The organism is Nocardioides sp. (genome assembly GCF_030150155.1).
Lineage (GTDB): Bacteria > Actinomycetota > Actinomycetes > Propionibacteriales > Nocardioidaceae > Nocardioides.
Genome location: NZ_JASLGR010000001.1, coordinates 41,258 through 61,215, shown reverse-complemented (window position 1 = coordinate 61,215; position 19,958 = coordinate 41,258). Strand labels below are relative to the sequence as shown.

The following is a 19,958-nucleotide window of genomic DNA, read 5'->3' as shown; positions in this document are numbered from 1 at the left end:
CGGTCAGCGCACCCGCAGCACCGTCACCGCGAAGTCGGAGTCGGCACCGAACGGGTCGAGGTGCCACGTCGAGTAGCGCTGCTCGACGTCGGCCACCCCGTCCGCCGCCAGTGCGGCCAGGTCGGCGTCGTACGCCTCGAACGGATAGGCGTCGTCGCGACGGAAGCCGACCACGACCCGGCCACCGACACGCGTGACGGCGCAGAGGTTCGCGAGCACGGTCCGCTCGGTTCCGGGCGCGACGAAGACCATCACATTGCCGGCGCAGACCGTCAGGTCGACCGGCTCCCCGCCGACGTCGGCGAGCGTCATCCGACTGAGGTCCACGACCGCGTACGACGGCCCCGGATGGTCAGCGCGAGCGGCCTCGATCAGCACCGGGTCCGCGTCGAGCCCGACCACGGTGTGCCCCGCCTCGGCGAGCGCACCGGCCATCCGACCGGCACCGCACCCGGCATCGAGGATCCGACTCCCGCGCCCCGCCATCGTGTCGGCGAAGCGTGCCTCCCCGAGCAGGTCGGCCCCCTCCTCGGCCAGGGCACGGAAGCGGTCGACGTACCACTGGGAGTGGCCGTCCTCGGTCTCGGTGAACCAACGCGGACGGGCGGCAGAGTCGGACATGACTCCATCCTCGCCGATCCACGGTGAGGCTCCACCACAGGCTCTCTCACCCCGGAGCGAAGTGCAGAAAGTGCGGTAGAATCACATGCACGAACCGCACGGAAGGTGAGCGAGATGGCTACCGTCGAGGAGCTGATCCACAGCGATCGCCTCATCCGCAGCAGTGCGACGGCGGTCGGCGAAGCCCTGGCCTCGGTGCCGACCTACACCGCACCGGCGCTGGCGCGCGCGGTCCAGGCCGAGCAGAACCTCTACGCGCAGATCGAGACCGAGTTCGGCCTGCTCTCGGCGACCGAGGCCGGTCGCCAGATGGGGTCGCGCTCCAGCGCCCCGCGCAACCTCGCGGCCAGCGCCCGGATGGCCGGACGCCTGGTGGCGATCCGGCGGGGCCACCAGATGCTCTACCCCGGATTCCAGTTCGCCCCCACCGGACAGCCCCTGCCCGCGATCGAGACGCTGCGCCGCCTCGCGATCGAGCACGGCCGCTCCGAGACCGGGGTCGTGCAGTGGCTCGTCGCCCCCACGACGTACCTCGACGGACAGCGACCGGTCGACCTGCTCGTCGAGCACCCCGACCGGGTCATCGACCTCGCCTCCCGCGCCTGGGACGTGGCCTGGTGACCCGACGGCCACCCGAGCCGTTCATCCCCGAGATCGACACCCTCCCTGCGGGCACCGCGCTCTACCGCGTCCACAGCAGCCGCTTCGCCCCGCACCAGTTCAACCCCGGCCTGGGTGCGCCATCACGGTTCGCCTTCTTCCCCGACCAGCACGGCGTGCCGGTGCCGGTGCTGTATGCCGCCGCAGCCGAGAACGGGGCGGTGGCTGAGACCCTGCTGCACGACGTTCCCCTGGCCGGTGGCTACCTCGACTACGACACCTACGCCTCGACGGTGATGAGCCGACTCACCCTCACCCGTCCGCTCCGGCTGGCGGCGCTGCACGGCCTCGGCCTGCGGCGGCTCCACGCCAGCGCCGACGAGGTCACCTCGACGCCCGCGTCGCGGTACGGCGAGACGGTGGCCTGGGCTCACGCCGCCCACGCTGCCGGTCTCGACGGGGTGGCGTGGATGTCACGTCAGTGCATCGACGTGCTGGCCTACGTCTTCTTCGGCGACCGGTGTGCCGACGCCCTCACCCACGACACCGGGTTCGGCCGCATCTTCGCCACCGGTGCCGATCTGCTGTGGCTGATCGACCTGTGCGCACCGCTCCGGGTCGACGTCCTCCCGCCCTCCCCGTGACCGGGGCACAGCCCGCGCCCGCGCTCTGCCCCGCCCGTCAACGGCGGTGGACGAGGGCCCCGAACCGGCCGAGGATCTCCTCACCCGCCGCCAACCCGGAGCCGGCGGTCAGCGCCACCCCGGGGGCTGCGAACCCGCGCCGCTCCAGCTCGGAGTCGCGCGGCACCCAGCCGCCGTAGCGGGCCAGCATCCCCGCGTCGAGCAGCGAGTCACCCGCGACGGCCGCCACCGTCAGGCGGTGCACCTCGCCGAGGTAGGACAGGGCCGACTCCTTGGACAGGGTCCGCGGGGTGCAGTAGACCTTGCGGCCCTGGGCCGAGACCACCCAGCCGAGGTCGGCCATCAGGGCGCCCAGCCGGTCGATCTCGGCGGTGTCGGGGGCCCGCACGGCGAACACGGCGTAGCAGAACAGCCCTTCGGCGTCGCGCTCGCGCGGAGCACCACCGACGTCCGGGGTCGCGACCTCGCCGCACCAGCGCCCGAACGCCGCCGTCGCCTCCGCGAGCGGCGCGCACTCGGCCAGCACCGCCGTGACGTGGGCGCGGTGGTCGAGGTCGTCGGCTCCGTCGACCAGCAGCCGCCCACCGTTGGCGCAGACGGCGAACCGTGCCGCCCGGCCCGGCAGCGTGATCCGCTGAAACTGAGCCACGGTGCGGGTCGTGACCGGGACCAGAGCACCGGCGTCGAGCAGCCCGGCGATCGCGGTGGCGGCGGCTGCGCTGACGTAGGACAGCGGCTGGCCGTCGTACAGCTCGACGCAGCGGGCATCGGCGACGGCCTCGGCCCCACCGGCGGCCGACGCGGAGTAGATCAGGGTCCGGTCCAGGTCGGAGGCGACGACGGTCTGCGGGGTCGCGCTCACCCGATGTCCCGCGGCTTGATCAGGCCGACCGTGGTGTAGCCGAGGTCGGGCACCTCCTCGATCGGTACGCCGCGCGCCTGGGCGAGCCTGACGATGTGCGGCACCTCCCCCAGCGCACCGGCGCGCACCAGCACCCGCCACGGCACCCGGCGCAGCAGCACCCGGGTGGTCTCGCCGACTCCGGGCTTGATCAGGTTCTCCTCCGCGATGCCGTACGCCGCCCCGATCTCGCGCACCACCGCCCGCCCGCTCCAGGTCGGCCGGCGGTCCGCGAGCCGCAGCTCCGCGACCGCGGCCTCGACCTCGTCGCCCACCTCCCCGAAGTACGCCGTCACCGCATCGAGGAACGCCTCGGAGACGTCGGCGGGGGCGAGGTCGGCATAGAACTTCGCGCCGTGGAACTCACCGGGCCCGATCAGGTCGTCGTTGAGCACGGTCCGTGAGACCAGCCCCGACACGGTCGAGTTGAGGCAGGCCGAGGGGATCAGGAAGTCGTCGCGGGTGCCGTACAGGTCGACGCAGTGTCCGGTGTCGGCCAGCACGGCGAGGTCGTCGCGGAACGCCGTGCCGAGCGCGGCGTTGGCCGAGGCCAGTGCGGCGGTCAGCTCGCGGGCGATCATCCCCTTGCCGGTCCAGCCGTCGACGAAGAGCACGTCGGCGGAGTCGTGGTGGGCCGCGAGGTACTCCAGCGCAACCCGGTCGATCCCGCGGCCGCGCACGATCGACATCGCGTAGTGCTCCACCTCCAGGCCGTGCCGGTGCGCCGCCCAGCGCCGCATCAGGATCCCGATCGGCACCCCGGCCCGGGCCAGCGAGGTCAGCACCAGACCGGGTCCGCGGCGTTCCAGGGCCAGCTCGGTGACGGTGCCGACACAGACCGCCACCCGGCGCGCTGTCGCGGCCAGCGACTCCGCATAGAGCGCCTGGTAGGCGGCGTCGGGGGTGTACTCGATCGGCAGCGACTCCGCGTAGTGCCCGCGACCCGACTGGATCGCCTCCTCGCGCTCCTCGGTGGGGGCCTCGAGGGTGACGTGGGAGAGGTCCTGGAGCAGCCAGGCGACCTCCGCCGGCTGGTAGCTCCCGAAGGTTGAGCCGCGCAGCGGCGATGCTCCACCCTGCCCGCGCAGCGGCGACCCACTCACGCCACTCACCCCTGCTCCCGCGGCAGCACCACGACCAGCACCTCGCCAGCCACCGCCGCCAGCGCCGGCACCACCCCGCCCGGCGCGTGGGCCTCGGCGGTGTCGGCGTCGGCGTCGAGCACCACCACGATCTGGTCGAACCGCTCCCGGCCCAGGTTGTAGGCGAACCGCGGCACCGGCTCGGCGCCGTCGGCGATCACCGCGACGTCGTGGGCCGCGAAGCGCAGCACGCTGCCGATCGCGTAGCCGGCATCGGCCACAGCGGCGATCGGGGAACGGGTCGTGGAGGAGAACGTCACCCCGCCGCCGCGCAGCTCGGCGACCGTCTCGGCCAGCCGCAACGGGAGGTACATCAGCTCCTCGGTGCCCAGCACGTGCACCGACCCCGACGGCTCCAGTGCGGCAGCGATCTGGTCGGCCCACGGCCCCAGCCGCGCCTCCAGCGCCAGCGCGTCGGCCGGGGTGAAGCCGTGCCGGCCACCCTGGCGCACGCCCTCGCCGCCGGTCAGCTCCAGGCGCCGGACCCGTCCAGCAGGACGTGCCGCCGCCTCGCCCGTCGCCGCCTCACCCAGTCCCGCCACCAACGCACCACCGCGCGCCAGCACGTCCGCGGGCAGGGTGACCTCGCCCCGGCCGACGCTGACCACGTCGATCCTGACGCCGAGGTCGTCGGCGAACCGCTCCATCTCCGCGACCGCGTCGGCGGTCCGCAGGTCGAGCAGGGCGGCGACGACGTACTGCTCATGGGAGCTGCGCTGCTCCAACGCAGCGATCGTGTTCAGCACCGTCGCCCCGGTGGTGAGCTCGTCGTCGACGAGCACGACCGGCCCACCGAGGTCGAGCATCCCCGGGTCGTCGGGCAGCAGCGCGTGGGAGGTCGCATGGGAGTGCTGCTCCTCGAACCCCAGCACGCTCTCCCGCCCGGCGAACCGTCGCCGGGTCGAGTGCAGATACGACGCCTCCAGTACGTCGGCCACGCAGTGCCCCAGCCCGGTGGCGGTCTCCGCGTAGCCGAGCACCACCGGCTCCTCGCAGCCGTCGAGCATCGCCAGCGCCCGCTCACCGAGCTCGGTGGCAGCGGCCCGCGCCCGGCGGGGGTCGACGGGGACATGCTTGCCCAGCACCGGGGAGACGATCAGGTGGGCGCGCTTCGGGTTGCGCCGCAGCGCCAGCCCCGCCAACCCACGCAGGTCGGCCGGAACCTCCACGCCGAGCCGCTGGGCGACCCACTCCCCGCTCCAGGTCCCGGTGGTGGGCTCAGCCACGCTCCACCGCCGCCCACAGGTCGGCGAACGTGACGCCCGGGGCAGCGACGCCGAAGGCCGCCGCGCGCCGGACCGTCTTCTCCGCCCAGGCGCGGTGCGGGCTGGTCTCGTTCATCTTGTTGCGGTACTCCGATCGGAAGGCGCCGCCGCCCGAGCCGCCGCGGCCGAGCACGGCGAGCGCGTCGCTGTGGTCCTCGTGGGAGACCACCGACAGGGCGTGCACCAGGGCGACGTGGGTGGGATGGATGACGGTCTTGCCGAGCAGGCCGTTGGCCCGGTCGAGCACCGCCTCACGGATCAGGCCGTCGAGCTCGGCGCCGAGCAGCTGGGCGCGCAGCGCGGGGTCGTGCTGATGCTCGCGGAACGGGGTCTCGCGCAGCTGGGGCTTGAACAGTCGCTCGGAGTCGGAGTAGTACTCCCAGACCGGTCCGGTGACGACGTACCCGCCGAGACCGGCGCGTCCGAAGCGGTTGACGATGGCGGCCAGGACGTCGGCGAGCAGCCGCACGTCGTAGATGGTCAGCTCCTTGGGTCGCCTCAATCCGTACGCCGAGGCGAAGTCGGTCCCACCGATCCGGATCGCCAGCACCTGCTCGGCGAAGCCGCCCAGCAGGTCGCTGATCCCGGCCAGGGCCTTGGCCCGGGTCTCGGCATGGATCACGTCGGGGGTCTCGATCACCGGCATCGCCCAGAAGTGCCGGCCGGCGGCCTGCGAGGCGGTGACGACGGCCTCCAGGTACTCCCGCCCGATCCGGGGAGCGAACTTGGGCAGCACGAACCCGGAGACCAGGCTCACCGCGGGCCCCAGGTCGGTGACGATCCGGCCGATCTGGGCCACGGCCCTGACCCTGACGAAGATCAGCGGCAGCTCGTCGCCGCGTCCGACAAGGGAACGCAGCTGCGCCACCATGTGCTCGCGGGCCTGCTCGACGTCGGCGTCGGCGATCGCGTCCTCGAGGCAGACCACCGTGCTCAGCACGCCGCGACGCCGCGAACGGAGCAGGTCCTCGGCCAGCGCGGGCCGGGTGGCCGGGGAGTAGAGGGTGGCGCCCAGCGCGGTGGCGAGCACGTCGCGCTCGCCGTCGCGGTCGAACTCGGCAGGGGCGACGGAGAAGAGGGCGGCCGACTCCTCGGCGCTCAGGAACTCGAAGTGACGCACGCGCTCGCCCGATCCGCGCTCAAACCCGGCACGACGTTCCTCCTCCAGACCGGTACTTTGTACGTGAGGTATACAACCAGAGGGGCCCAAGCGCGGCGTCCACTGCTTGTCTGCCCCCGACACAAGGACTCTCGCGCACGGGACCCCGTGCCGCATCCAGGAGGAACGATGGCCGTATCGCTCAGCAAGGGCGGAAACGTCAACCTGTCCAAGGAGGCCCCGGGCCTCACCGACGTCACCGTCGGTCTCGGCTGGGACGCCCGCACCACGACCGGCCAGGACTTCGACCTCGATGCCAGCGCCCTGGTCCTCGGCGCCGACGGCAAGGTGCTCAGCGACGGGCACTTCATCTTCTACAACAACCTGAACTCCCCTGAGGGCACGGTCCGCCACACCGGCGACGTCCGTGACGGTGCGGCGGCGGGCGACGACGAGTCGATCCAGGTCGACCTCGCGGCCCTGACCCCGGCCACCGAGCGGGTCGTCTTCGCGGTCACGATCCACGAGGCCGAGCAGCGTGGGCAGAACTTCGGGCAGGTCTCCAACGCCTACATCCGCGTGGTGAACCGCTCCAACGACGCCGAGATCGCCCGCTACGACCTCTCCGAGGACGCCTCGATGGAGGTCGCGATGATCTTCGGCGAGCTGTACCGCAACGGCGCCGACTGGAAGTTCCGCGCCGTCGGCCAGGGCTACGCCACCGGTCTGGTCGGCATCGCCGGCGACTACGGCGTCAACGTCTGACCCCCACCCCGATCTCAAGGAGCACCCCATGTCCGTCTCGCTTTCCAAGGGCCAGTCCGTCTCGCTGAAGAAGTCCGACGGCGGCTCCCTCTCCCACGTCCGGATGGGCCTGGGCTGGGACGCCGTCAAGAAGAAGGGCTTCTTCGGCGGCATGAAGTCGCAGTCGATCGACCTCGACGCCAGCGCCGTCCTGTACGACGCCACCAAGAACGTCCTGGACCAGGTCTGGTTCCGCCAGCTCACCAGCAAGGACGGCGCCGTCAAGCACAGCGGCGACAACCTGACCGGTGACGGCGACGGTGACGACGAGTCCATCGCCGTCTTCCTCGACCGCCTCCCGGCCCAGGTGCACACCATCGTCTTCCTGGTGAACTCCTTCACCGGGCAGAACTTCAGCCAGATCGAGAACGCCTTCTGCCGTCTGGTCGACGAGACCACGGGCACCGAGATCGCCAAGTACGAGCTCACCGGCTCGGGCACCCACACCGCCCAGGTGATGGCCAAGGTCAGCCGTGACGGTGCCGGCTGGTCGATGACCGCGATCGGCTCGATCGCCAACGGCCGCACGTTCAAGGACCTGCTGCCCGCGATCCAGCAGACGCTCTGACCGATCTGATCTAGGAGACAGTGATGTCCGACCTCGACCTCGACTCCCCCGGCTCGGTCCCGACCGCCGGTACGCCGGCCGCGGCTGCCCCCGCCTCCGTCCCGGTCGCACCGGGCGGCCTGGTCCTCGCCCCGCCCGCCGCGGTGCAGGTGGTGGCCCCCGAGCAGGCCGACGGCGCCGTACCGATGGACGCCGGCAAGCAGACCGAGCTGGAGGTGCGCGCTGCGGCGTTCGCCAACGAGCTCGCCGCGATGGACAGCCGTTCGCCGGAGTTCACCAAGAAGGTCGACTCCATCACCTCGATGGGCGACCGCGACATGCGGGCCTCGGCGAGCGTGGCGAACCGGATGCTGGAGCGTCCCGCCGCGATCGTGAAGGGCTCCAAGGGCGGGGGCGGCGGCGACGCTCAGACCCGGGTCGCCAACACCCTGGTCGACCTGCGCACCACCGTCACCGAGCTGGACCCCAACCGCGCCGACCTGACCGGGGTCAAGAAGGTGCTCAAGTGGATCCCGGGCGGCGACAAGGTGCAGCGCTACTTCGCCAAGTACGAGTCGGCGCAGAGCCACCTCAACGCGATCATCAAGTCGCTGGAGTCCGGTCAGGACGAGCTCCGCAAGGACAACGCGGCGATCGAGACCGAGAAGGCGAACATGTGGGCTGCGATGGGCAAGCTCAACGAGTACAAGACGCTCGCTGCCGCCCTCGACGCCGCCGTGGAGCAGAAGATCGCCGAGCTCGACGCCTCGGGTCGCAGCGAGGACGCGACCACGATGCGCTCCGACGTGCTCTTCGCCATCCGGCAGCGGCACCAGGACATCCTCACCCAGCTGGCGGTGGCGGTGCAGGGCTACATGGCCCTCGACCTGGTCCGGAAGAACAACATCGAGCTGATCAAGGGCGTCGACCGCGCTCAGACCACCACCGTGTCGGCGCTGCGCACCGCGGTGATCGTCTCCCAGGCGCTGTCGCGGCAGAAGCTGGTCCTGGACCAGATCAACGCGCTCAACACGACCACGTCGAACCTGATCGAGTCGACCTCGCAGCAGCTGCGGGTGCAGGGCGCCGAGATCAACCAGCAGGCGGCGTCGAGCACCATCGACGTGGCCAAGCTCCAGGCCGCGTTCGACAACGTGTTCGCGACGATGGACGCCCTGGACACCTTCCGCGCCCAGGCCGTCGACTCGATGGCGCAGACCGTGACGGCTCTGGAGGGCCAGATCGACCGCGCCAAGCCCTACCTCGAGCGCACCCGCGCCGGCGAGATCAGCTCCTGATCCTCACCACCGACGCACCCCCGCACCTCGGGTTGAGATACTGGACTCATGGCCTCCTGGTTCCGACGCGCACGTAACGCCGTCGCCGACCAGGTGCAGCAGGCCCCTGACCCAGACTCACCCGAGGTGCTGGCGTCGGCGCTGACGGATCTGATCCGGCTGATCAACAGCAGCGCAGGTCGCCTCCCGGTCGCCGCGGTCGTGGCAGCGCGGCACGTCACCGACGTGGTCGACGACATCCTCGACAGCATCGCCGACGACGTCACCCCCGACATCCAGGCGGTCATCTCGGTGCGCGGCATCGTCTACGACTACCTGCCGACCACCCTGCACCGCTATCTCGCCCTGGACCCGGCGTCTACCTCCGAGGTCCTCGCCCACGGCCGTACGCCGGCCGAGCAGGTGACCGAGCAGCTCGACGACCTGTGGCAGGCGGCCACCGACGTCCTGGAGGCGACCCGGGCCCGCGACGCCGACGCTCTGGTCGCCCAGGGCACCTTCCTCCGCACCAAGTTCACCCGATCGGATCTGGATCTGTAGATGGCTCTGATGAAGCGCGGCGCCAACGTGGCGCTCACCCGCGAGATCCCCGGCCTCACCGGGGTGGTCCTCGGCGTGCGCTGGAACGCCGGGGCCGAGGTCGCGCTGGACCAGAACCTGGTGATGGCATCCCTGCTGTGCGACACCCCGAACCACGTCATCTCCGAGGACCACTTCGTCTTCTTCAACCAGCTCACCTCTCCCGACGCCTCGGTGGCGCAGGCGCCGGCGGCGCTCGGCGGTGACAAGGAGCAGCTCGACATCGACCTGAGCGCGGTGCCGGCCGAGGTCTCCCGGATCGTGGTCGCGGTCTACCTCAACGAGGGCCCCGGTCCGCGGCGCACGCTGGGTCAGCTGCGGTCGTTGGAGATCAGGGTGCTGAACAAGGCCGACGGCACCGAGCTGCTCCGTTCCGAGGACCTGGCCCCCGGGCTGACCTCGGAGACGGCGCTGACGCTGGCTGAGATGTACCGCCACGACGGCGGCTGGAAGTTCAAGGTCCTCGGACAGGGGTACGCCGGCGGCATCACCCCGCTCGGCAAGGACTTCGGGCTGGACCTGTGAGGCTCGATCCCGCGCAGGCACGGCCGCGTCCGGACCTGGCGTTCCTGACGGCTCGGTCGGCACGCCCGGCGGCGCCTACCGCGCCGCCCGCGGCTCCGATGGCGCCGCCCGCGCCCGCCGTGACGGCCTCGTCGTCGCTGGACCTGGACCTGGGCCTGGACCTGGGCCTGGACCTGGACGCTCCGCTCACCCCGGCCCCTCCGACGCCCGCCCCGCCTGCTGCGGCACCGCCTGCGGCGCGCCCGCCCGTCACCCCGGCGGCCCCGGCAGCCCCGGCCTTCTCCGGCTCCCTGCTCGACCTCGACGACCACGGGGACGGTGGCGGCCAGGCCGAGCAGACGCCGGACCTCTGGGCCTCGCCCTCGACCGCTTCCACGGCTGCGACGATCACGCCGCCCACGACCGCGACGCCCGTACGTCGTCCTCTCGGGCCCCGCATCCCCGACTCCGGCCGCGGCGTGCTCACCCCCGAGGCCCCGACGGTGGCCCTCTCCCCGCTGGAGAGCGGGATCGGCACCCTGACGGTCGAGGCGGCGATCTCCGCCGAGGTCGGCGACGTACAGCTGGGCTGCGCCTACGCGTTCGCGTCGGGGCGCACCTCGTTCCTCAACCCGGACTCGGGCCGTCGCTCAGCCCCCGCGGACGCGAAGCTGCCGATCCTGGTCGGCGGCCGCGGCCGCTTCCCCCGGATCTCGGTCGACCTGCGCCAGGTCCGCGAGCTCGAACGCCTGGTCTTCATCGTCCACTCCGCGTCCCAGACCCCGCTGTCCTGGGGCGGCACCCTGGTCGCGACCACCCACGCCGGCCACCGCGTCCAGGTCCCGCTCGACCACGCCGAGAACGACGTCGCCGTGGCGGCGATGAGCGTCTACCAGGTCCGCGGCGAGCTCGTTCTGCGCGCAGAGCTGGACACGGCCGCCTCCGTCCGGGAAGCGGCCGTGGCCTTCGGGTTCGACCAGATCACCTGGCTCGACGATCGGACCCCGATCACCTGATCTCGGCGGCCTCGTTGCGCTTGTTGTAGCGGATGCTCCAGGCGAAGGCGGCGGCGATGAAGCCGACGCCGATCAGGCCGGTGACGACCTCGGGGATCTCGTGGCCGATGGTGACCAGGAGCAGCACCGCGAGGGCGCCGATGGCCCAGTGCGCGCCGTGCTCCAGGAAGACGTAGTCGTCCAGCGTGCCCTTGCGCACCAGGTAGACCGTCAGCGACCTGACGTACATGGCACCGACACCGAGGCCCAGCGCGATGATCACCGGGTCCGAGGTGATCGCGAACGCGCCGATGACGCCGTCGAAGCTGAAGCTGGCGTCGAGGACCTCGAGGTAGAGGAAGAGGAAGAAGGCGGACTTGCCGACCGCGCCGGCGACCTGGACACCGGTGGCCGCCGAGCGCGCCGCAGCGCCCTCCTCGACATGCTCGAGCTCCTCGTCGACGTTGAAGAAGTTCCCCAGGCCGTTGACCAGCAGATAGGTGATCAGACCGATCACACCGGAGAGCAAGACGTCCTCGGCGTGGTCACGGAAGCCGAGCGCGAAGCCGGCCAGGGTGGCCAGGGCGACCAGGATGGACGCCTCGTCCAGCGAGCCGAACTTCTGCAGCACCCGCTCGACCGGGTCGATCCAGTGCAGCTCCTTGTCCTCGTCGAAGACGAAGTTGAGGAAGATCATCAGCAGGAACATGCCGCCGAACGCGGCGATCGAGGGGTGCGCCGAGTGCAGGATGTAGCCGTAGGTGCCCGGGACGTCGGGGTCGCCCTTGTCCATCGCGAGCTGCCAGGCCCGCACCGGCGACAGGTGGGCGGTGATGCCCACGACCACCAGCGGGAAGAGCAGCCGCATCCCGAAGACGGCGATGACGATGCCGACGGTGAGGAAGATCCGCTGCCAGAACGCCGACATCCGCTCCAGGACCCGCGCGTTGACGACCGCGTTGTCGAAGGAGAGCGAGACCTCCAGCACGATCAGGATCGCGGTCACGGCGAGCCCGGTCGTGCCGCCGTACAGGGCGGCGGCGGCCAGACCCACCACAGTGATGGCGAAGGCCCATCCGAACGTCTTGAGAATCATCAGGGCTCCGAGCTCTGTGCAGGTGGCGGTGTCGAGGCTGACTCAGCCCCGTGAGGCGGTCGGATCAGCCGACGTTGACGCCATAGTCTCGCGCAATCCCGGCCAGGCCGCTCGCGTAGCCCTGGCCGACGGCGCGGAACTTCCACTCGCCGCCGTACCGGTAGAGCTCGCCGAAGATCATCGAGGTCTCGCTGGAGGCGTCCTCGGAGAGGTCGTAGCGGGCCAGCTCGATGCCGTTGTCGGCGTTGACGATCCTGATGAACGCGTTGGAGACCTGACCGAAGTTCTGGCCCCGCGAGTCGGCCTCGTGGATCGAGACCGGGATGACGATCCGCTGGACGTCGGCGGGGACCTGGGTCAGGTCGACGCTGATCACCTCGTCGTCGCCGTCGCCCTCACCGGTGCGGTTGTCGCCCTGGTGCTGGACCGAGCCGTCGGGCGAGGTCAGGTTGTTGTAGAAGACGAAGTGCGCGTCGGAGAGCACCTTGCCGTCGGCGCCGGTCAGCAGCGCCGAGGCGTCGAGGTCGAACTCGGCACCGGTGGTGGTGCGCACGTCCCAGCCGAGGCCCGCCTCGACACGGAACAGTCCGCTCGGGCCCGCCTCCTTGGTCAGCGAGACGTTTCCACCCTTGGACAGGCTGACGGACATGGCCACTCCCTCGACGTGCGAATCTGTCCCACCCACCGTACCCGGCGGCGCGCGCCCCCCGGGGAGCCGGCTCAGCCCTGAGGCGCAGCCGAGAACGACGCCATCGTCCGCTCGGGCTCCCAGAAGGCGCGCATCGAGGCGACCCGGCCGTCGTCGTTGATCACGTAGACCATGATCAGGTCGGTGACGGTGAAGGAGCCGTCGGGGAACGCCGTCCGGATCTGGCCGATGTTGGCGCAGGTGTTGGAGCCGGGGTTGGCGAACGAGTCGTTGATGGTGAACTGGAACGTCCCGATCGGGGCGATCGCCGCCTCCCAGAACGCCGAGATGCCGGCATGCCCGCGGTGTCCGGCGCCCTCGGGGTCGAACATCGACGGACCGACCGGGTCCTCCAGCACCGCGTCCTCGGCGTAGACCGTGAGCCACTGGGCGAGGTCACCGGCCGCGACGGCGGCGTACGAGCGCTGCGAGGCGAGCCGGGCCGGGTGCGGGTCGTTGGGCGCGTTCCACACGATCGCCTCGGGCAGCGGGGTCAGGTTCTGAGTCATAGCAGAATGAGAACACGTTCTACTTGACGGCGCTAGCCCGTCCCGCGCGTGCAGCGCCCCACCAGTCCTCGATCGGGGTTAGCGTCAGCCCATGACTCGTCGTCCCCCGGCCACCTGGTCGACCGCGGAGATCCCCGACCTGACCGGCACCAACGCCGTCGTGACCGGCCCGAGCGTCGGCGGGATCGGCTTCCACACCGCCCTGGAGCTCGCCCGGCGCGGTGCCCAGGTCACCCTGGCCGGGCGCTCGCAGGCCAAGCTCGACGCCGCCGAGGCCGCCATCGCCGCAGCCCTCCCCGACGCCCGTACGTCGACACTGACCGTCGACCTGGCCAGCTTCGACTCCGTTCGCACAGCCGCCACGCGTCTGGGCGACGACGGCCCGCTGCACCTGCTGATCAACAACGCCGGCGTGATGGCGACCCCGCTGCGCCGCACCGCCGACGGACTGGAGCTCCAGATCGGCACCAACCACTACGGCCCGTTCCTGCTCACCGGGCTACTGCTGCCGCGGATCATCGAGGCCTCGGGCCGGGTGGTGACGGTGTCGAGCCTGGCCCACACGATGACCCACCATGCCCCGCTCGAGGACCCTCGCACGGTGACCCACTACCGGCGCTGGCCGACGTACGCGCGCACGAAGCTGGCCAACCTGCTCTTCACCCTCGAGCTCGACCGACGGCTGCAGGCAGCGCAGCTCCCAGTCCGCGCACTGGCGGCCCATCCCGGCTTCGCGCACACCCACCTGGTCGCCAACGGCGGCACCTTCGGACCGCTCTCGGGCGCACTCAACGGCGCCTACGGCCTGATCTCGCAGAACGCCGCCGGGGGCGCGCTGCCGACCCTGATGGCCGCCACCGCCGACCTGCCCGGCGGCACCTACGTCGGGCCGAGCCGGCTGCGCCAGACCCAGGGCGCACCGCGGGTGGTCCACACCACCGCCCTGGCCCGCGACCCGGAGGCGGCCGCCCGGCTGTGGCAGCTGAGCGAAGAGATCACTGAATTCACCTGGCTGTAGCACCCCACGGCTTGCACCGGTTTGGGGCAGGTTCTACCCTTAAGTTACTGGCCGGTAAGTTTTCCGACCTTCTCCTCTGAGACAGACATCTGAGACAGACAAGGGTGGAGCTGTGAGCCACTACAAGAGCAACCTGCGCGACATCGAGTTCAACCTCTTCGAGGTGAACGGCACGGACAAGCTGCTAGGCACGGGCCCATACGCCGACCTCGACGTCGAGACCGCCAAGGAGATCCTCGCCGAGGTCGAGCGCATCTCTCGCGAGGACCTGGCCGCGTCCTTCGAGGACAGCGACCGCAACCCGCCGGTCTTCGACCCGAAGACCAACAGCGCGCCGGTCCCGGCCGCGTTCAAGAAGTCCTACGACACCTGGATGGAGTCCGGCTTCTGGAGCCTGCAGGCCCCCGCGGAGATCGGCGGCACCGCTGCCCCCGCGAGCCTGGTCTGGGCCACGGCCGAGATGATCCTGGGCGCCAACACCCCGATCTGGATGTACGGCTGCGGCCCGTTCTTCTCCAAGGTCGTCTACGAGAACGGCAACGAGCGCGACCAGCGCATCGCCGAGATCATGGTCGAGCGGCTCTGGGGCGCCACGATGGTGCTGACCGAGCCGGACGCGGGCTCCGACGTCGGCGCCGGCAAGACCTTCGCGACCGCCAACGAGGACGGCTCCTGGAACATCTCCGGGGTCAAGCGCTTCATCACCTCGGCCGAGTCCGACCTGCAGGAGAACATCCTCCACCTCGTCCTGGCCCGCCCGCGCGGCGTCGAGGGCGTCGGCGGCCCCGGCACCAAGGGTCTCTCCCTCTTCCTGGTGCCCAAGTTCCACTTCAACCACCAGACCGGTGAGCTGACCGGTGAGCGCAACGGCGCCTACGTCACCAACGTCGAGCACAAGATGGGGATCAAGGTCTCCAACACCTGCGAGGTCACCTTCGGCGACCCGCAGATCGGCGGCGGCGAGCCGGCCAAGGGCTGGCTGCTCGGCGAGGTCCACGACGGCATCCGCCAGATGTTCGACGTCATCGAGAACGCCCGCATGATGGTCGGCACGAAGGCCATCTCGACCCTCTCGACCGGCTACCTCAACGCCCTCGAGTTCGCCAAGACCCGCGTCCAGGGTGCCGACCTGACCAACCAGGCCAAGGACGCCCCGCGTGTCACGATCACGCACCACCCCGACGTACGTCGCTCCCTGATGCTGCAGAAGGCGTACGCCGAGGGCATGCGGGCGCTGGTGTTCTACACCACCGCCTGGCAGGACAAGATCATGCTGGCCAAGGCGAACGGCACCACCGACTCCGACGAGGCCAAGCTCGCCGTCCGGGTCAACGACCTGCTGCTGCCGATCGTGAAGGGCTACGGCTCGGAGCGCTCCTGGACCCTGCTCGGCACCGAGTCGCTGCAGACCTTCGGCGGCTCCGGCTTCCTGCAGGAGTACCCGCTCGAGCAGTACGTCCGTGACGCCAAGATCGACTCGATCTACGAGGGCACCACCGCGATCCAGGGCCAGGACTTCTTCTTCCGCAAGATCGTCAAGGACCAGGGTGCCGCGATCGGCCAGCTGGCCGGCGAGATCAAGGCGTTCCTGGCCACCGAGGGCTCCCCCGAGCTCAAGCCGGCCCGCGACCTGCTCGCTGCCGCCCTGGGCGACGCCGAGGGCATCGTCGGCCACATGTTCACCGACCTGATGAGCGCCCAGGAGGACATCTCCAACATCTACAAGGTCGCTCAGAACACCTCGCGTCTGCTGCTCACCCTCGGTGACGTCGTCGTCGCGTGGCAGCTGCTCCACCAGGCCGAGATCGCCACCACCGCACTGGCGGCCGGTGCCTCGGACAAGGACACGGCGTTCTACCAGGGCAAGATCGCTGCGGCGAAGTTCTTCGCTTCGTACACTCTCCCCAAGATTGCCGCGGAGCGCGCGATCGCCGAGGCGATCGACAACTCGCTCATGGAGGTCAGCGAGGACGCCTTCTGATCCACGAACCACCCAGCCAGACCCGCCCGGGCCGCTCCACGGGGAGCGCTCGGGCGGGTCTGCTGTGTCTCCTGGCACTGCTGCTGGCCGCGACGCTCCTCCACCCGGCCGAGGCCGCCGGCACGAAGACCAAGCGCAAGCCGATCAAGGCCCCGCGCTCGCTGACCACCGCCGACCGGGCCGATCCGAGCGTGGTGCGGATCCCGGGCGGGTACGTCGTGCTGAGCACCGGCACCCGGGTGCCGCGGGCCACCTCGACCAACGGGCTGCGCTTCACCGGAGCCGGCACCGCACTGCTGCGCAAGCCGACCTGGGCGAAGCCCGGTGAGATGTGGGCCGCCGACCTGGCGTCGTACGGCGGCCGCTGGCTGCTCTTCTTCTCCGCCTACGTCCGGGGGATCAAGTCCTCCAGCCACTGCATCGGGGTGGCCACCTCGACCAGCGCCACCGGGACGTTCACCCCGCTCGATGAGCGGCCGCTGATCTGCCCGCCCGGCAACGCGGTACCCGCCGCCGAGGACCAGTACGTCGACATCTCGCTGCCCGACCCGCCGGCACCGAGCGCCACTGCGGATCCCACCGCAGATCCCACCGCGACCCCGACGGCAGACCCGACCACGACTCCCACCCCCAGCGCGACGGCCTCCCCGACGGTGCAGGCCGCGCCCAACCCGGCCAACTCGCACGGGGCGATCGACCCGTCCTTCACCGTGATCGACGGCCGCCCGTACCTGCTCTACAAGACCGACGGGAAGCCGTCCTCGCTCCGGGTCCTGCCACTCACCCCGGACGGCCGGCACGCGGCCGCGAAGAGCTGGCAGCTGCTCCGCTCCGGCGGCGTGGTGGAGAACCCGGCGATGATCAAGCGCGGCCGGTACTGGTACCTCTTCACCTCCGAGGGCGACTACAGCCGGTGCAGCTACCGGACGGTCTGGCGGCGCGCCACGTCGCCGCTGGCGTCCTGGCAGCGGGCGATGCCGCACGTCCTGCTGAGCAACTCCCAGCAGCGGCTGTGCGGGCCCGGCGGCGCCGACGTCGTGCTCAACGGCAAGCGGACCCTGCTCTACTTCCACTCCTGGACCTGCGGCGGCACCCGCCGCGCGTGTGGTGCACCTCTGCACGCGTACGCCGGCCACGATGCGGCTCGCAGGCCGGTGCGTGCGCTCTACGGCCTCCGGCTGGCGTTCACCAAGCGCGGCTTCCCGCGGATCGACCGCTGGCTGACGGTGAACGGCCTGAAGAAGACAGCGGGCAGCTGACCACAGTCGCTTCGAACATTTGTTCGATCTTCGTGGTAGGGTGGCATCAGCTCGCCACCGAAGGTTCTCCGCGATTCCCAGGAGAGAAGGTGACGGGTCAGCCGTGGGGCCTGAACCCACTGCCGAGGGCCGGCGCACGAAGGACATGCACCTGATCGGTGCGTGACGTGCTTGCCGCCCGAGGAGGTGTTGGCTCCATGACCGAGACGTTGGAACGTGTCCATCCGATCGTCGATGCCCTCACCCGCGCGCAGATGGCGCTGAGCGAGGTGGGCTCGGTGGAGCCGGCGTACATGCGGGCCGCAGACCAGGTCACCGCCCTGACGACGATCACCGCGGTGGAGTCCCAGGTCGCCGAGCTCAAAGCCCGCCTGCTGGCCGCGTTGGACGATGCCGGCCACGTGGTCGAGGAGTCAGGAGCCCGGGACCTGGCGTTCTGGCTCCACCACCAGACCCGGGCCGGGATCCGTGCCGCCCGCAGCGAGATCGCGTTCGCCCACGACCTCGACGCTCACCCGCAGACTGCGGCGGCCCTGCGATCGGGCCGGGTGTCGCCGGCCCAGGCGAGCGTGGTGATCGCCGCCGTCGATGATCTGCCCGACGGCGCCCCGAAGGACCGCGCCGAGGCCCAGCTGCTCGCCGATGCTGCGACCTTCGATCCGGCCCGGCTGCGGATCCTCGGGCGCCGGATCCTCGAGGTGGTCGCCCCCGAGATCGCTGATGCCGCCGAAGCAGCACGACTCGAAGCCGACGAGGCTCACGCCCGCGACCGCATCCGGTTCACCTTCCGACCCCTGGGTGACGGCACCACTCGGATCGCGGGCCGGATCCCGAACCTTGCAGCCCACCAACTCCGGGTGATGCTCGACTCCCTGCTCAACCCTCGACGCACCCCGCCCTGGGCACCGCATCGCGGCACCGAGGGCAAGCCGGACGCGGACGGCAACGACACCGCCACGAACCAGGAGGACGCCGGGAGGTCCCGGGAGGAGACTGACACCCGGTGGTGGAGCCTGCCCGCACCGCACCAGCTCGGTCAGGCGTTCTGCGAGCTCCTCACCCGCATCCCGGCCGGCTCCCTCCCCGTCCACGGCAGCACGGCGACCACACTCTTCGTCACCGTCACCCTCGACCAACTGAGATCAGGGCTCGGCGCCGCCTCGCTCCTGAGCAGCACCGGGGAAGACCTCCTCAGTGCCAGCGAGGCCCGCCGCCTGGCCTGCACCAGCGGCCTCATCCCGACCGTCCTCGGCACGAAGGGCGAGGTCCTCGACCTCGGCCGCACCGCACGACTCTTCAGCCCCGCCCAGAACAAGGCGCTGATGCTCCGACACCGCACCTGCCAGGGCCGAGGCTGTGACCACCCCGCCACCCACTGCGAAGCCCACCACCACGCCGGCTGGCTCACTGGCGGGCCCACCGACCTCGACAACGCACTTCTGCTCTGCAACCGATGTCACCACCACGCCCACGACCCGACGACGACGTACGAGGTCACCGCCGATGGCACCGTCGACTTCTCCCGCCAGCCAGCCGGGCAGCACACCACCCCACCCGGCACAGCGCCGCCGACACGAGAGCGCAACCAGCGCCAGGGCTAGCGGCTCAGGAGCGAGCGCGGGGCTTGTAGGTCGGCGTCTCCCGCTTGAACGCCGCCTCGCGGGCGATCTTGGCGTTGGCACCGAACAGCAGCCAGAGCTGCTCGACCCGCTCCCGGGCGAAGGTGCGTCGCGGCGAGCGGCCCCAGGTGTCGTTGAACAGGCGCTTGGCCGCGGCCAGGGCGTCGGGCGACTTCACCGTCAGCTTGCGGGCCAGGGCGGTGGCGGCCTCGACCGGGTCGTGGGCCAGCTCGGTGACCAGGCCGAGGTCGTGGGCCTGCTCGCCGGTGAGGTTCTCCGCGGTCATGGTGAGCAGCTTGGCGCGGTCGATGCCGACCAGCTCCGAGAGCGCCTGGATCCCGGACATGTCGGGGATGATCCCCCATTTGCCCTCCAGCACCGACCAGGTCGACTCCGGGGTCGCGATCCGGAAGTCGGCGGCCAGCGCGATCTGGACGCCGCCGCCCAGGCAGTGTCCGTGCACCGCGGCGATCACCGGCACCGGCACCCGCCGCCATGCCCAGCAGGCCTCCTGGAAGGAGTTGGTGCCACGCCACGGACGCGGGACGAAGGCCTTCGCGATCTCGGCGGGCTTGCGCAGCACGCTGGCGAAGTCGAGGCCGGCGCAGAACGCGTCGCCCTCCCCCGCGATCACCACCGCGCGCAGGGTGGGGTCCTTGCGCAGCCGGTGCGCCGTAGCGATCAGCTCGTCGAGCAGCGGCAGCGTGAGGGCGTTGAGCTTCTCCGGGCGCGCCAGGCGCACCTGGGCGATGCCATCGGTGATCGTGCAGGTGACCAGGTCCATGAGGG

At 70.9% G+C, this 19,958-nt stretch carries 21 protein-coding genes; 12 read left to right on the top strand and 9 right to left on the bottom strand.

The window, feature by feature from the left end; translation table 11 throughout:
* Positions 1-3: 3 nt before the first annotated feature.
* Complete coding sequence (locus Q1V88_RS00265; RefSeq protein WP_300676064.1) at positions 4-621, bottom strand: class I SAM-dependent methyltransferase; 618 nt, start codon at positions 619-621, stop codon at positions 4-6.
* A 114-nt stretch (positions 622-735) separates the two neighbouring features.
* Between Q1V88_RS00265 and Q1V88_RS00260 the strand changes: the two genes are divergently transcribed.
* Together Q1V88_RS00260 and Q1V88_RS00255 are read left to right on the top strand one after the other, a co-directional pair.
* A complete protein-coding gene (locus Q1V88_RS00260) occupies positions 736-1,242 on the top strand; it encodes a hypothetical protein (RefSeq protein WP_300676061.1) in 507 nt (168 codons plus the stop codon).
* Positions 1,239-1,865 carry an RES domain-containing protein gene (locus Q1V88_RS00255; RefSeq protein ID WP_300676058.1) on the top strand — a complete coding sequence of 209 codons (627 nt, stop codon included), beginning with the start codon at positions 1,239-1,241 and terminating at the stop codon, positions 1,863-1,865. Before Q1V88_RS00260 ends, Q1V88_RS00255 begins: the two co-directional genes overlap by 4 nt.
* A gap of 37 nt (positions 1,866-1,902) precedes the next feature.
* Here Q1V88_RS00255 and Q1V88_RS00250 read toward each other — a convergent pair whose 3' ends face one another.
* The 4 genes from Q1V88_RS00250 to Q1V88_RS00235 are packed head-to-tail and all read right to left on the bottom strand — an operon-like array spanning position 1,903 to position 6,293.
* On the bottom strand, positions 1,903-2,727 hold the full coding sequence (locus Q1V88_RS00250; protein ID WP_300676056.1) for a hypothetical protein: 825 nt from the start codon (positions 2,725-2,727) through the stop codon (positions 1,903-1,905).
* Positions 2,724-3,869, bottom strand: coding sequence for a cysteine protease StiP family protein (locus tag Q1V88_RS00245; protein WP_300676053.1), 1,146 nt, complete (start codon positions 3,867-3,869; stop codon positions 2,724-2,726). The genes Q1V88_RS00250 and Q1V88_RS00245 overlap by 4 nt, the downstream gene beginning before the upstream one ends.
* Positions 3,870-3,874: 5 nt before the next feature.
* A complete protein-coding gene (locus Q1V88_RS00240) occupies positions 3,875-5,134 on the bottom strand; it encodes a phosphoribosyltransferase family protein (RefSeq protein ID WP_300676050.1) in 1,260 nt (419 codons plus the stop codon).
* The gene (locus Q1V88_RS00235) at positions 5,127-6,293 is read right to left on the bottom strand and encodes an HpcH/HpaI aldolase/citrate lyase family protein (RefSeq protein WP_300676047.1); all 1,167 of its coding nucleotides are present in this window, start codon (positions 6,291-6,293) and stop codon (positions 5,127-5,129) included. Before Q1V88_RS00235 ends, Q1V88_RS00240 begins: the two co-directional genes overlap by 8 nt.
* A gap of 168 nt (positions 6,294-6,461) precedes the next feature.
* Here Q1V88_RS00235 and Q1V88_RS00230 point away from each other — a divergent pair, with 168 nt between their 5' ends.
* The 6 genes from Q1V88_RS00230 to Q1V88_RS00205 are packed head-to-tail and all read left to right on the top strand — an operon-like array spanning position 6,462 to position 11,020.
* Positions 6,462-7,037, top strand: a complete 576-nt coding sequence (locus tag Q1V88_RS00230) for a TerD family protein (protein WP_300676045.1) — start codon at positions 6,462-6,464, stop codon at positions 7,035-7,037.
* 28 nt (positions 7,038-7,065) lie between these two features.
* A complete protein-coding gene (locus Q1V88_RS00225) occupies positions 7,066-7,644 on the top strand; it encodes a TerD family protein (RefSeq protein ID WP_300676042.1) in 579 nt (192 codons plus the stop codon).
* Positions 7,645-7,667: 23 nt separating this feature from the next.
* Entirely contained in the window at positions 7,668-8,921 is a 1,254-nt protein-coding gene (locus Q1V88_RS00220) for a toxic anion resistance protein (protein ID WP_300676040.1), read from the top strand.
* Between the two features lie 48 nt (positions 8,922-8,969).
* Positions 8,970-9,461 carry a hypothetical protein gene (locus Q1V88_RS00215; RefSeq protein ID WP_300676038.1) on the top strand — a complete coding sequence of 164 codons (492 nt, stop codon included), beginning with the start codon at positions 8,970-8,972 and terminating at the stop codon, positions 9,459-9,461.
* Positions 9,462-10,025: a TerD family protein gene (locus Q1V88_RS00210; RefSeq protein WP_300676035.1), complete on the top strand. Its 564-nt coding sequence runs from the start codon at positions 9,462-9,464 to the stop codon at positions 10,023-10,025.
* A complete protein-coding gene (locus Q1V88_RS00205) occupies positions 10,022-11,020 on the top strand; it encodes a hypothetical protein (RefSeq protein ID WP_300676033.1) in 999 nt (332 codons plus the stop codon). Before Q1V88_RS00210 ends, Q1V88_RS00205 begins: the two co-directional genes overlap by 4 nt.
* Here Q1V88_RS00205 and Q1V88_RS00200 read toward each other — a convergent pair.
* From Q1V88_RS00200 to Q1V88_RS00190, 3 genes are all read right to left on the bottom strand, one after another.
* Complete coding sequence (locus Q1V88_RS00200) at positions 11,013-12,095, bottom strand: DUF475 domain-containing protein (protein ID WP_300676030.1); 1,083 nt, start codon at positions 12,093-12,095, stop codon at positions 11,013-11,015. The genes Q1V88_RS00205 and Q1V88_RS00200 overlap by 8 nt on opposite strands.
* Before the next feature lie 64 nt (positions 12,096-12,159).
* A complete protein-coding gene (locus Q1V88_RS00195; protein ID WP_300676027.1) occupies positions 12,160-12,744 on the bottom strand; it encodes a TerD family protein in 585 nt (194 codons plus the stop codon).
* A 71-nt stretch (positions 12,745-12,815) separates the two neighbouring features.
* Positions 12,816-13,292 carry a nuclear transport factor 2 family protein gene (locus Q1V88_RS00190; RefSeq protein WP_300676025.1) on the bottom strand — a complete coding sequence of 159 codons (477 nt, stop codon included), beginning with the start codon at positions 13,290-13,292 and terminating at the stop codon, positions 12,816-12,818.
* Positions 13,293-13,383: 91 nt separating this feature from the next.
* Between Q1V88_RS00190 and Q1V88_RS00185 the strand changes: the two genes are divergently transcribed.
* From Q1V88_RS00185 to Q1V88_RS00170, 4 genes are all read left to right on the top strand, one after another.
* Entirely contained in the window at positions 13,384-14,310 is a 927-nt protein-coding gene (locus Q1V88_RS00185) for an oxidoreductase (protein ID WP_300676023.1), read from the top strand.
* A gap of 112 nt (positions 14,311-14,422) precedes the next feature.
* The gene (locus Q1V88_RS00180; RefSeq protein WP_300676021.1) at positions 14,423-16,291 is read left to right on the top strand and encodes an acyl-CoA dehydrogenase; all 1,869 of its coding nucleotides are present in this window, start codon (positions 14,423-14,425) and stop codon (positions 16,289-16,291) included.
* Positions 16,288-17,550, top strand: a complete 1,263-nt coding sequence (locus Q1V88_RS00175; protein WP_300676138.1) for a family 43 glycosylhydrolase — start codon at positions 16,288-16,290, stop codon at positions 17,548-17,550. The genes Q1V88_RS00180 and Q1V88_RS00175 overlap by 4 nt, the downstream gene beginning before the upstream one ends.
* 197 nt (positions 17,551-17,747) lie before the next feature.
* The gene (locus Q1V88_RS00170) at positions 17,748-19,151 is read left to right on the top strand and encodes an HNH endonuclease signature motif containing protein (RefSeq protein ID WP_300676020.1); all 1,404 of its coding nucleotides are present in this window, start codon (positions 17,748-17,750) and stop codon (positions 19,149-19,151) included.
* Between the two features lie 4 nt (positions 19,152-19,155).
* Here the strand turns inward: Q1V88_RS00170 and Q1V88_RS00165 are convergent, their stop codons facing one another.
* The gene (locus Q1V88_RS00165) at positions 19,156-19,953 is read right to left on the bottom strand and encodes a crotonase/enoyl-CoA hydratase family protein (RefSeq protein ID WP_300676017.1); all 798 of its coding nucleotides are present in this window, start codon (positions 19,951-19,953) and stop codon (positions 19,156-19,158) included.
* Between the last annotated feature and the right edge of the window lie 5 nt (positions 19,954-19,958).